Origin of the sequence: Lentzea sp. NPDC102401, assembly GCF_044765805.1 — a bacterium.
Taxonomy (GTDB): Bacteria; Actinomycetota; Actinomycetes; order Mycobacteriales; family Pseudonocardiaceae; genus Lentzea; species Lentzea sokolovensis.
Map to the genome: position 1 here is coordinate 605103 of NZ_JBIWKS010000004.1, position 11614 is coordinate 616716.

Annotated in this window: 12 protein-coding genes; 1 reads left to right on the forward strand and 11 read right to left on the reverse strand. The window is 69.1% G+C overall.

Annotated elements, in window-relative coordinates; all coding sequences use genetic code 11:
- Position 1: 1 nt before the first annotated feature.
- The 5 genes from ACIRG5_RS18010 to ACIRG5_RS18030 all read right to left on the reverse strand — a co-directional run bounded on the left by ACIRG5_RS18010 (position 2) and on the right by ACIRG5_RS18030 (position 3509).
- A complete protein-coding gene (locus ACIRG5_RS18010; protein WP_030479664.1) occupies positions 2–241 on the reverse strand; it encodes an RNA-binding protein in 240 nt (79 codons plus the stop codon).
- On the reverse strand, positions 238–681 hold the full coding sequence (gene rpsP / locus ACIRG5_RS18015; RefSeq protein ID WP_319977560.1) for a 30S ribosomal protein S16: 444 nt from the start codon (positions 679–681) through the stop codon (positions 238–240). Before rpsP ends, ACIRG5_RS18010 begins: the two co-directional genes overlap by 4 nt.
- Positions 682–806: 125 nt before the next feature.
- Positions 807–1538, reverse strand: coding sequence for a LamB/YcsF family protein (locus ACIRG5_RS18020; RefSeq protein WP_402905865.1), 732 nt, complete (start codon positions 1536–1538; stop codon positions 807–809).
- Positions 1538–2314: a lysostaphin resistance A-like protein gene (locus ACIRG5_RS18025; protein ID WP_402905866.1), complete on the reverse strand. Its 777-nt coding sequence runs from the start codon at positions 2312–2314 to the stop codon at positions 1538–1540. Before ACIRG5_RS18025 ends, ACIRG5_RS18020 begins: the two co-directional genes overlap by 1 nt.
- A gap of 319 nt (positions 2315–2633) precedes the next feature.
- Entirely contained in the window at positions 2634–3509 is an 876-nt protein-coding gene (locus ACIRG5_RS18030; RefSeq protein WP_402905868.1) for an RNA polymerase sigma-70 factor, read from the reverse strand.
- 115 nt (positions 3510–3624) lie between these two features.
- Here ACIRG5_RS18030 and ACIRG5_RS18035 point away from each other — a divergent pair, with 115 nt between their 5' ends.
- On the forward strand, positions 3625–4107 hold the full coding sequence (locus tag ACIRG5_RS18035; protein ID WP_402905870.1) for a carboxymuconolactone decarboxylase family protein: 483 nt from the start codon (positions 3625–3627) through the stop codon (positions 4105–4107).
- On the opposite strand, the gene ACIRG5_RS18040 is transcribed toward ACIRG5_RS18035, so the two are convergent.
- From ACIRG5_RS18040 to ACIRG5_RS18065, 6 genes are all read right to left on the reverse strand, one after another.
- Positions 4104–5159 (reverse strand): amidohydrolase family protein, encoded by a 1056-nt coding sequence (locus ACIRG5_RS18040; RefSeq protein WP_402906207.1) that lies wholly within the window; start codon positions 5157–5159, stop codon positions 4104–4106. The two genes, ACIRG5_RS18035 and ACIRG5_RS18040, sit on opposite strands and share 4 nt — an antisense overlap.
- 2 nt (positions 5160–5161) lie before the next feature.
- The gene (gene ffh / locus ACIRG5_RS18045; protein ID WP_402905872.1) at positions 5162–6727 is read right to left on the reverse strand and encodes a signal recognition particle protein; all 1566 of its coding nucleotides are present in this window, start codon (positions 6725–6727) and stop codon (positions 5162–5164) included.
- A gap of 26 nt (positions 6728–6753) precedes the next feature.
- Entirely contained in the window at positions 6754–7368 is a 615-nt protein-coding gene (locus tag ACIRG5_RS18050; protein WP_402905874.1) for an HAD family hydrolase, read from the reverse strand.
- Positions 7365–7925, reverse strand: coding sequence for an AAA family ATPase (locus ACIRG5_RS18055; RefSeq protein ID WP_402905876.1), 561 nt, complete (start codon positions 7923–7925; stop codon positions 7365–7367). The genes ACIRG5_RS18050 and ACIRG5_RS18055 overlap by 4 nt, the downstream gene beginning before the upstream one ends.
- A gap of 69 nt (positions 7926–7994) precedes the next feature.
- Positions 7995–9008, reverse strand: a complete 1014-nt coding sequence (locus tag ACIRG5_RS18060; protein ID WP_402905878.1) for a hypothetical protein — start codon at positions 9006–9008, stop codon at positions 7995–7997.
- A gap of 281 nt (positions 9009–9289) precedes the next feature.
- Entirely contained in the window at positions 9290–11614 is a 2325-nt protein-coding gene (locus ACIRG5_RS18065; RefSeq protein WP_402905880.1) for a [protein-PII] uridylyltransferase, read from the reverse strand.

Here is an 11614-nt window from a genome sequence, read left to right on the forward strand (position 1 = left end):
TTCAGCGGTCGGTGTCGACGACGTCGACCCGGACACCACGACCGCCGATACCGGCCATCACGGTGCGCAGAGCCGTCGCGGTGCGACCGCCACGACCGATCACCTTGCCGAGGTCGTCCGGGTGGACGTGGACCTCGAGGGTGCGGCCGCGGCGAGTCGTGACGAGGTTCACCCGGACCTCGTCCGGGTGGTCGACGATGCCGCGAACGAGGTGTTCGAGGGCGTCAGCCAACAAACTCACGCCTCGTCCTTGGGCGCCTCGGCCTCAGCCTTGGGAGCGTCGTCGGCCTTCTTGGCCTTCTTCGCCTTCGGCGTGGTGGCGTCGGTCATCGGCTCCTCGTTCGCGGCGGCGAGCGCGGCGGCGAAGAGCTCGGCCTTCGGGGTCTTCGGCTCCTTGACGCGCAGCGTGCCCTCGGTGCCCGGCAGGCCCTTGAACTTCTGCCAGTCACCGGTGATCTCCAGCAGGCGCTGGACCGACTCGGTCGGCTGCGCGCCGACACCCAGCCAGTACTGCGCGCGCTCGGAGTCGACCGCGATGAACGACGGCTCTTCCTTGGGGTGGTACTTGCCGATCGTCTCGATGGCCTTGCCGTCGCGACGGGTGCGCGCGTCGGCGACCACGATGCGGTAGTACGGCTGGCGGATCTTGCCGAGACGCTGAAGCTTGATCTTGACGGCCATTGGCCTGGTACTCCTCGAATGCTCTGTGTTGATGATTCGCACAGTCGTGGCCCGGGCAGAGGGGCCGGCCACGACGGACAGCGAGCAATTCTGCCAGATGGGGACCGGTGGATCCGAATCGGGTCCTACGCGAACGGTCGCACGGTGCCGAGCGCTTCCTTCACGGCACGCGCGTGCGCGACCGCTCCTGGCGTGTCGCCGTGCACGCACAACGACTCCGCGCTGGTCTTGAGGACGGTGCCGTCGACGGCGACGAGTTCGCCCTGGAGCAGCCGGTGCGCTCGTTCGACGATCAGCGCGGTGTCGGTGAGCAGGGCGTCCGGCTGACCGCGCGGGACCAGCGTGCCTTCCGGGGTGTAGCCGCGGTCGACGAACGCCTCCTGGACCGGCCTCAGGCCTGCCAGACCGGCCTTCTCGAGCAGCTGGGAGCCCGGCAGGCCGAGAACGGGCAGGTCCTTGAACGCCTTGACGCCGTCGACCACGGCTTTGGCCTGCTTCTCGTGGTGCACCGTCGCGTTGTAAAGCGCGCCGTGCGGCTTCACGTACGCGACCTCGGCTCCTGCTGCTCGCGCACACGCGTCGAGCGCACCGATTTGGTACAGCACCTCGTCGGCCAGTTCGATGGGATCGACGTCGATGAACCGCCGCCCGAACCCGGCCAGGTCGCGGTAACTGACCTGGGCGCCGATCTTCACGCCGTTCCTGGCGGCCTCTTCGCAGACCTTGCGCATCGTGGACGGATCACCGGCGTGGAAGCCGCACGCGACGTTCGCGCTGGTGATGACGCCCAGCAACGCGGTGTCGTCGCCGAGCTTCCAGATGCCGAAGCCCTCGCCGAGGTCGCTGTTCAGGTCCATCACATGACTCCGGCGGAGACGAGCAGGAGCGTGAGCCCTGGCAGGAAGTTGTTCATCACGTGCGCCACGATGCTCGCCCCGAGCCTGCGGGTGAGCAGCCGGGCTATGCCGATCGGGATGGCGATCACCAGCAACAACGACGTGCGCAGCGGCTCGAAGTGACCGATCGCGAAGATCACCGTGGTGAGCCCGAACGCGGCCCAGCGGCTCCAGCCCTGGCGTTCGACGGCGCCCCACAGCAGGCCGCGGTAGATGATCTCCTCGCAGACCGGCCCGATGAGGCTGACGTACAGGAACATCGTGATCGCCGCGGAGAGCGGCAGGTTCGAACCGGACAGCAGGTCGCCGACCGCGCTCGTGGCGTTCTCCTCGCCGACGACCTTCGCCCAGATCGTGGCGGCGGAGTAGGTGAGGACGAGGCCGAGGATGCCGAGCTTCAGGCCGATGGCCAGGTCCTCTTTGGTCATGCTCAGGCGCAGGTCGATCTTCGGGCCGTTGCCGCGGACGTACGTGATCACGATGGCGGTGCCTGCCGCGAGAATCGTCGGCACGATCGAGCCGACCAGGACCAGCGGCACCGATTCCAGCAGGTTCACGCCGAACTGCCTGGCGATCGCCGTGATGAACACGGCGCTCAGGATGAAAACAGCTTCCACCAGCAGGAACGCGCCGAACCCCCAGCGCTGGCCGACCCGCTCGGGCTCCGGGTTGCGGCTGATGTCCCGCACGCTCTCGATGAAGCCGCGCTTCGGCTCCAGGGATTCCGCTTCACTCACGCTCTGCAATCTAGTCACGCGGCGGCTACCAGCGGACGAACAGCAGGCACTGGCACACTCATGATCAGCCCACCTCGCGATCGACGGCTTCTGAAGCACCGATGCACTGTCGGCGCCTCGCGATACGCTTGGAGTGGGGACCGCGAGCCCCCTCGGGGGACGCTGCCGCCCCGAATCCGAGGCTACTGTGCGGCACCGACACGAACGGGGCCAAGCACCTGGCCAAAAGATGGTCAGATCGAGTCCCCGCCGGATGTCCCACTCCTGGTGTGTGGATCGGCGAACAAAGGCTGCTACTAAACCCCCGCGCCGCTGATCATCAGCGCCGCAGCGTCGTCTCCTGCTCCATGTGCGAGAGCTTTGCCGGGTTGCGCACCGCGTACAGGCCGCTGATCCGGCCGTCCTCGACGCGCACCGCGATCACGGTGTCCAGTTCGCCGTCGAACCGCACGACCAGAGCCGGGTATCCGTTGACCTGAGCGGGTTCCATCGTCCATCCGGTGACCTTCAGCAGGCCGCCGAGCAGCATCCGCGCCACCTTCGAGGCACCCGTGACGGGACGCGGTACGGCCTGCTTCACGCCGCCGCCGTCGCCGAGGAACACGACGTCCGGTGCCAGCAGGTCCAGCAGGGCCTGGAGATCACCCGTTTCGGTGGCGCGCTGGAAGGCCGCCAGTGCCGCGCGGGACGCCGCCTGCGTCACGACCTCGCGCGGCCGGCGGGCGGCCACGTGCGAACGGGCCCGGTGGGCGATCTGGCGGACGGCGGCCGGGTTCTTGCCGACGGCAGCGGCGATCTCGTCGTAGTCCAGGTCGAAGACCTCGCGCAGGACGAAGACCGCCCGTTCGGTCGGGGTGAGGGTCTCGAGGACCAGCATCACCGCCATCGAGACGCTGTCGGCCAGTTCGACGTCCTCGGCGACGTCCGGGGCGGTCAGCAACGGCTCCGGCAGCCAGGAGCCGACGTAGGACTCCTTGCGGCGGCCCAGGGTCCGCAGCCGGCCGAGGGCCTGGCGGGTGACGATCCGGACCAGGTAGGCGCGGTGGTTCTCGACGCCGCCGTGGTCCACGCCCGACCACTTCAGCCACGTCTCCTGCAGCACGTCCTCGGCGTCGGCGGCCGAGCCGAGCATCTCGTAGGCGATCGTGAAGAGCAGGTTGCGGTGGCTGACGAACGTGTCGGTGGCGGCGTCCATGGACACAAGACACCAGCCGCCGGCCGTTTGTGACAGTGGGCTGGATCACAGTCACAGGATCGGGGGCAGCGGCATCTCGTGGTCGTCAAGCAAGTCCACGAGGGAGGAAACAGTCATGGAACCGCGCTTCAACCTCTTCGGCACCGAGACCGGCAGCAAGCTCGCGAAGCGGTTCGCGGGCCTCGGCCAGGCCGTGCACCAGACGTCGCTGCCCGCCATCACGGCGGAGCTGGTCAGCCTTCGGGCGAGCCAGCTGAACGGCTGCGGCTTCTGCCTCGACATGCACATCAAGGAGGCCATCGCGGCCGGCGAGGACCCGCTGCGCCTGCACCTGGTGGCCGGGTGGCGCGAGACCACGGTGTTCACCGAGGCCGAACAGGCCGCGCTGGCGTTCACCGAGGAGGGCACCCTGCTCACCAGGGACGGCGTGAGCGACGAGACCTGGGAGAACGTCCGCAAGCACTTCGACGACGAGCAGGTCGCGGCGCTGGTCTGCCTGCTCGGGCTGATCAACGCCGCCAACCGGATGGCCGTCATCACGCACCAGAAGGGCGGCTCGTACCAGATCGGAGCGATGGCAGAACTTCAGAACAACTAGTGGATCCGGCCCCTGAGCATGATCATGCGCGGCGTCCGGAGGACCTCCAGGTTCTCCCGCGGGTCCTCGTCGTAGACGACGATGTCCGCGGCCGCGCCCTCAGCCAGCGACGGGAAGCCGAGCCACTCGCGAGCACCCCACGACGCGGCGCCGATGGCGTCCAGAGGGCTCATCCCCACGCCGTGCAGCGCGACGATCTCGTCGACGATGCGCCCGTGCTGGATGCCACCGCCCGCGTCGGTGCCCGCGTAGACGGGAACGCCAGCCTCGATCGCGGACGCCACGGTGGTGGAGACGCGTGCGTGCAGGTCACGCATGTGGTTCGCGTACTTCGGGTACTTGCCGGCCTTGTCCGCGATGCCGGGGAACGTCTCGATGTTGATCAGCGTGGGCACCAGCGCGGTGCCGTGCTCGGCCATCAGCGAGATCGTGTCGTCAGTCAGGCCGGTGCCGTGCTCGATGCAGTCGATGCCCGCGGTGATCAGGCCCGGCAGCGCGTCCTCGCCGAACACGTGGGCCGTGACCTTCGCGCCGGCTGCGTGGGCGACCTTGATGGCCTGGGCCAGCTCCTCGTCCGTCCACAGTGGAGCAAGGTCGCCCTCGCCGCGGTCGATCCAGTCGCCGACGAGCTTGACCCAGCCGTCGCCGTACGCGGCCTGCTCGGCCACGGCCGTCGCCAGGTCCGACTCGATCTCCACGCCGATGTGCGGGAGGTAGCGCTTCGGGCGCGCGATGTGCCGGCCGGAGCGGATGATCCGCGGCAGGTCCAGACGCTCCTGCAACGGCGTCGTGTCGATCGGTGAACCGCAGTCGCGGATCAGCAACGTGCCCGCGGCGCGGTCCGTGAGCGCCTGCTCGACGGCCTCTGGCAGCTCGACGCCGCCCTGCGGGCCCAGGCCGACGTGGCAGTGCGCGTCGACCAGGCCCGGAACCAGGAACCCGCCGTCGACGACGGTCTGCGCGTTCGGCACCGGCCGGGTGCGGACACGGCCGTTGACGACCCACAGGTCCCGCGGCTCGCCGTCCGGCAGGACGACGCCGCGCAGGTGCATGGTCACTTCTTCTTGTCGTCCCCGTCGAACTTGAACTTCGACGGGTCGAAACCGGGGGGAAGCTCGTTCAGGCCGCCCAGGTTCGGCAGACCGCCACCGGCAGGCATGCCCGGAATCCCGCCGGGGGGCATGCCGGGCATGCCACCGGGGAACATCCCTGGCGGGAAGCCGCCCTTGATCTTGGGAGGCGTCGGGCCGCGTCCGCCCTTGCCCTTCTTCCCCTTCTTGCCCTTGCGGGTCTTGCTGCCGCCCCCGCCGCCGAAGCCCATCCGGCCGGCCATGGACGCCATCATCTTGCGGGCCTCGAAGAAGCGGTTGACCAGGTCGTTGACGTCGCTGACCTTGACGCCCGACCCGTTCGCGATGCGCAGCCGGCGGGACCCGTTGATGATCTTCGGGTCGTCGCGCTCCGCCGGGGTCATGCCGCGGATGATCGCCTGGATGCGGTCGAGGTGCTTCTCGTCCAGCATCCCGAGCTGGTCCTTCATCTGACCGGCGCCGGGCAGCATGCCGAGCAGGTTCGCGATCGGTCCCATCTTGCGGATCGCGAGCATCTGCTCCAGGAAGTCCTCCAGCGTCAACTGGCCGGAGTGCAGCTTCGCCGCGGCCTTCTCGGCCTGGTCCTGGTCGAAGTGCTGCTCGGCCTGCTCGATCAGGGTGAGGACGTCACCCATGCCGAGGATGCGCGACGCCATCCGGTCCGGGTGGAAGACGTCGAAGTCATCGAGCTTCTCACCGTTGGACGCGAAGAGGATCGGCTGGCCGGTGACCTCGCGGACCGACAGCGCGGCACCACCGCGGGCGTCACCGTCGAGCTTGGTGAGCACGACACCGGTGAAGCCGACACCGTCGCGGAACGCCGTGGCGGTGTTGATCGCGTCCTGACCGACCATGGCGTCGACCACGAACAGGATCTCGTCGGGGTCGACCGCGGCCCGGATGTCGATGGCCTGCTGCATCATCTCCTCGTCGACGCCCAGCCGGCCGGCCGTGTCGACGAGAACGATGTCGTGCTGCCTGGCCTTGGCCTCCGCGATGCCGAGGCGCGAGACCTCGACGGGGTTGCCCACGCCGTTGCCGGGCTCGGGAGCGAAGACGGGCACGCCCGCGCGCTCACCGACGACCTGGAGCTGCGTCACCGCGTTCGGGCGCTGCAGGTCGGCGGCGACGAGCAGCGGGGTGTGGCCCTGACCCTTCAGCCACTTGGCCAGCTTGCCCGCGAGCGTCGTCTTACCGGCACCCTGCAGACCCGCCAGCATGATCACCGAAGGCGGGTTCTTCGCGAGGTTCAGCCGCCGCGTCTCGCCACCGAGGACGTTGACGAGCTCCTCGTTGACGATCTTCACGACCTGCTGCGCCGGGTTCAGCGCCTGGTGGACCTCGGCGCCCTTGGCGCGCTCCTTCACCTTCGCGATGAAGTTGCGCACAACGGGCAGCGCGACGTCGGCCTCGAGCAGGGCGACCCTGATCTCGCGGGCGGTCGCGTCGATGTCGGCGTCGCTGAGCCGGCCCTTGCCGCGAAGGCCCTGGAGAACCGTGGTCAGCCGGTCGGAAAGCGTGGAGAACACGTCGTCCAGACTAGCTAACCGAACGTTCACCCGATCCCGTGGCTCGCCAGGGCATCCAGGAGCACCGGCTCGCGACGTCCGACCGGAGCAGTGGAGATCTGCGCGAACCGCAGCCCCGCCGACACCGCTGCTCCATCCGCCACCGGATCGTCGCCGACGTACAGGCACTCGTCCGGCTCCACGTCGAGCCGGACGCAGGCGGCGTCGAAAGCGCGTGCGGACGGCTTCGAGACGCCGATCTCGTAGGACAACGCGAAGGCGTCCACGGACAGCGACTCGCGCGCGAACACGCGCCGGATGTCCCACGAGATGTTGCTCAGCACCCCGACCTTCAGCGGCTTCACCACGTTCAGGGCCGCGGCCGTGTCGGTGTAGGGCAGCCAGAACGCCGGGTTGTGCAGGCGCTGGAACAACTCGTCGGTCATCGTGAGCCCCGCCAGCCGGAACAGGGTCCAGTGGGCGGAACGGTTGGCCAGCGCCGTGAGGTCACGGGCGTCCCACACCGCGCGCTCGGCGGCGTTCATTCGCGCCACGAACGGCGCCGGGGCCCGCAGCACCGTGAGGTGCCGCGGCGAGAGCCATTGGTAGGTCGGGCGCCCGAAGAGGGTGCCTGCGAAGTCGAAGAGGACAGCCTTGATCACGACACCATGATGCGCAGACCACCCGAGGTGCCCGCACGGGTGAGGAGCGTCACGCCGCTGAATCCGAACGGCACCCAACCAGCCTCGAACTGCGCGCGCATTGACGAACCGCGGCGGACGTGTCGCTCGAAAGCGTGAGTGCGGACGACGCGCTTTCGAGCGATCTGGCCGTCCAGCGCCTGGGCCGCCGAGGCGTCCAGCCACAGGAAGTGGCGGGAACGCCCCGACAGCAGTCCGGCGAGCACCAGCATGAACCGCGTGCCGGGCCTGGTGGACGGCTCGTGCACCACCAGCAGGCCCGCGCAGAACAGCGCTGCCCAGAACACGCGCAGCCGGTGCGTGAGGTGCACGAAGACGCGCCAGTACTTGTACGGCAGGGGTACGCGCGGTTCCAGCCACGAGCGCACCTGGTCGGAGTCGAGCACGGTGACCGGCTCGTCCGCGTCGAGGCGGGTGAGCAGCGTCGTCTTGCCCGCGCCGGGAATCCCGGCGAGGACTACGAGCGAGCGCGGGCGCACTCGGACGACTGCGGTCTGCGTGTTCAACACGGCGGTCATGTCCTAGAAGACGTCTTGACCATCCTTCTCGTTCAGTTTGGTCCGATTTCGGCCGAAATGCACGGGGGTTCAGCGCCAGACGACGGCGCGATAGGTGCCGTTGGCGAAGTTCGCGACGCCGATGACCTGCCCGACCTCGCTCAGCCCGCTCACGGAGTGACGTGCGGCACCCGGCAGCGCCGGCAGCAACGTCCGCGTGCCCGCCATGGTCCAGGTCGCGGCCGCGGTGCCGACGGTGCCCGCGACGACACCGGAGTTGTTCACCTCGGCGGCACTCGAAGGTGCGGGCGCCAGCACGGCACTGCCACCGCCGAAGAGATCCCACCGGATCGCCTGCGACGAAAGCTCGCCGACCGCGAACCCGTTGTCGTTGATGTCGAACGGCCGCGCGCCGACGCCCAGTTGGGTGCGGGTGTTGTTGCGCAACCAGAGCACACCGTTGGTGCCCGCGGTGCCACCCGCGTCGGCGAGCTGGTTGACCGCGAGCACCGTGCCGGTGTCGAGCACGGTCCACACGCCGGACGCGTTCCAGCGCACCACATCGGTGCCGGTGTACCCGACGGCCCAGCCCGCGTTGGTGACGTGGTGCGCGCTGCCCGCGCCCAGGATCGTGGCGTCACCGATGGAGTCCCAGAGGACCGCCTGGCTCACGCCGTTGATCGTGGCGGCGCCCGCGACGGTGCCGGAGTCGTTGACGTCGTACGCGACGGAGCTCGTCGCACCCGCCACCACCAGCTGAACCAGTGCGCCGGAAGGGTTCCACTTCACCGCCTGCGCCTGACCGGCCGAGTTCACGGCGTAACCGGAGATCACGCTGTCGCGGTTGATGGCGGTGGCCTGCGAGTCGAACCCGAGGTCCGCGAGCTTCCTGATGCCGTCGAACCGGTCCCAGCGCACGGCGTGCTGCGAGGTGCCTGCGCCGTAGGAGACACCGGCGATCGAGCCGGAGTCGTTGATGTCGATCGCCGTGCTCCGGAGATCACCCGGCAACGTGCCGAGGTCTTCCACGGCCAGTGGAGCCGCTTGAGCGGTGGCGGGAATGATCAGGGCCGCGACGACGGCGGCCACCATGGCGGTTCTCAACGTTCTTCCTCCCCAGTCAGAACAACGAGAACCTGACCTTGCCCGGACCGCGCGAAGGTTGTCCAGGAAGCTGTCTCGTCGTCAGAACCGGGAAACAGCGGCGGTGGTGCGAGTGCGCGGTACCTCCCCCGGCGCCGTCACTCGTCACCACCACCCTCTGCCCGTCCGGGAAGCGATCCACCCCTCGAGGACGCTTTCCGGACACCACGAACACTGCCGTGTTTCGGAGCCGCGCAGGAGCGTGAGCACCCGGAGAGGTTGTGCGTAGAGCTACTCAACCTCTACCTGGACGCGTCGAGCACCGCCCGTTCGATCCGGCGCCGGTCGAGGTCGGAGCCCGCGATGCTGAACGAGTCGACGACCGTCGCGCCCAACGTGGACACGCGAGCCCACTGCACGTCGGCACCGCACTGCTCCAGCGCCCCGGCGATGCGGTGCAGCAGCCCGATCCGGTCGGCGGCCCGCAGTTCCAGCACCACCGCGCCGGTCGCCTCGTCGTCGAACCACAGCACCTTCGAGGGCGGCGGATCGAGTGGCGGGCCGCCGTAGTCGCGTTCCTTCGCCGCGAGCTTGTCGGCCAACGGCAACGAACCGTCGATGGCCCTGGACAGCTGTTCGCGCAGCAGCGCCGCGTCCGGCAGCGAGCCGAACCGCGGTGACACCGTGAACGTGTCCACCGTGGCGCCGCCGTGCGAGTGCAACGTCGCCGCGTGGACCTCCAGCGAGTTCAACGCGAGCACACCGGCGGCCTTGGACAGCAACCCAGGGCGGTCCGGCGCGATCACCGTCACGACCGCCGCGTGGTCCTGCTTCTCCAGCAGCACGTCCGGTTTTCCCGACGCCGCAACGCGTTCCGCCATCGCCACGTGCACGGGGTCGAGCGGTTCCGGCTTGGGCAACGCCTCCCCCGCCATCGCCTTGCGGCAGCGGGAGACCAGGTCGGCCATCAGCGCGGCCTTCCAGTCCGTCCACACGCCGGGACCGGTCGCGATGGAGTCCGACTCCGCCAGCGCGTACAGCAGTTCCAGCAGGACCGCGTCGCCACCGAGCGTCTCCACCACGCGGTGCACGGTCGCCTCGTCCTCGACGTCGCGCCGGGTCGCGGTGTGCGGCAACAACAGGTGGTGGCGCACCATCATCGACAACGTCTCGACGTCCTGCGGCCACAACCCGATCCGCTCGCCGATCTGGGTCGCCAGCGCGGCCCCGACCTCGGAGTGGTCCTGCTGCCTGCCCTTGCCGATGTCGTGGATCAACGCGCCCAGCAGCAACAGGTCGGGCCGTGACACCGTGGTCACCAGCCGGGCCGCGTGGGCGACGGTCTGCACCAGGTGCCGGTCGACCGTCCACACGTGCGCGGCGTCGCGCGGCGGCAGGTCCCGCACCGCACCCCACTCGGGGAACAGCCGGCCCCACAGATCCGTGCGGTCCAACGCTTCCACGACGTCCACGAGCCCACTGCCGCTGCCCAGCAACGCCAGCAGCTCCTCGCGGGCCTCGCGCGGCCACGGCTGGCGCAGCTCCGGCGCCGAGTCCGCGAGCCTGGACAACGTTCCAGTCGCGATCGGATGCTTGCTGCGTGCCGCCGCCGTCGCGACGCGCAACAACAATGCCGGATCACGGCTGGGAATCGCGTCACGCGCGAGCGAGACCTCAGACCCGTGCAGCACAACGCCTTCATCCAACGGCCTGCGCGGCGGCTGTCCCCTCAGGAACGCACCGAGCCCACGCTTCGGTGCGGCCGCACGGGCTGTGCGCATCGCCACGTCGAACGCGTAGACGACAGTGCGTGCGGCGGAGGAAAGCGAGCGGGCCAATGCGAAACGATCGGTCAGTCCGAGCGCGGACGCCACCTCGTCGCCATCCTGCGCCCGCAGCACGTCACGAGGTTTCCGTGCGGCACGACGAAGTTCGGTGCGCACGTCCAGCAGCAGCTTGCGGGCTTCGTCGACGTCGGCGGAAGGTCTGTCCACCACCTGCGCGACCGACAGCGCGTCCAGGATCGTGATGTCCCGCAGTCCGCCGCGGCCGTGCTTGAGGTCGGGTTCGACGCGGTGTGCGATCTCGCCGCTGCGGCCCCAGCGCTTCTGCGACGACTCGGCGATCTCGTCCAGCCGGTTGCGCACGTTCCCGCGCCACGCCTGCTTCGCACCTTCGGCGAGCTTCTGGGTGACCTCGGGGTCGCCCGAGATGTGGCGGATGTCCAGCAGTCCCAACGCGGTGCGCAGATCTCCCGCGGCGACTCTCAAAGCCTCACCGACAGTGCGGACCGAGTGGTCGAGCCCGATGCCGGAGTTCCACAGTGGATACCAAAGCTTCTCGGCTATCTCGTCGACGTTCTTGACGCCGTTGTGCACCAGGACCAGATCCAGGTCGGAATAGGGCACGAGCTCGCGCCGCCCCAGCCCGCCGACCGCCACGAGCGCGATACCCGATCCGGATATCCCCGCTCCCCCCGCATGTTTGGTCAACCAGAACTCGTGCAGGTCCACGAGTGCTTCGCGCAAAGGTTCGGCGGCCAAGCGACGACGACCTGGCACGAGCAGCCTCTCGCGGGCTCGCACCAGGTCGTCAGCCGTGACGACGGCCGTTTCGTTGTTCTCCAC

Bases quoted from the DNA above. Each gene is read 5' to 3' on its own strand.
- ACIRG5_RS18040 (WP_402906207.1), bottom strand. From the start codon at position 5,159: ATGCACCTGCGCGGCGTCGTCCTGCCGGACGGCGAGCCGCGGGACCTG.
- ACIRG5_RS18020 (WP_402905865.1), bottom strand. From the start codon at position 1,538: ATGGACCTGAACAGCGACCTCGGCGAGGGCTTCGGCATCTGGAAGCTC.
- rpsP (WP_319977560.1), bottom strand. From the start codon at position 681: ATGGCCGTCAAGATCAAGCTTCAGCGTCTCGGCAAGATCCGCCAGCCG.
- ACIRG5_RS18030 (WP_402905868.1), bottom strand. From the start codon at position 3,509: ATGGACGCCGCCACCGACACGTTCGTCAGCCACCGCAACCTGCTCTTC.
- ACIRG5_RS18035 (WP_402905870.1), top strand. From the start codon at position 3,625: ATGGAACCGCGCTTCAACCTCTTCGGCACCGAGACCGGCAGCAAGCTC.
- ACIRG5_RS18055 (WP_402905876.1), bottom strand. From the start codon at position 7,925: ATGACCGCCGTGTTGAACACGCAGACCGCAGTCGTCCGAGTGCGCCCG.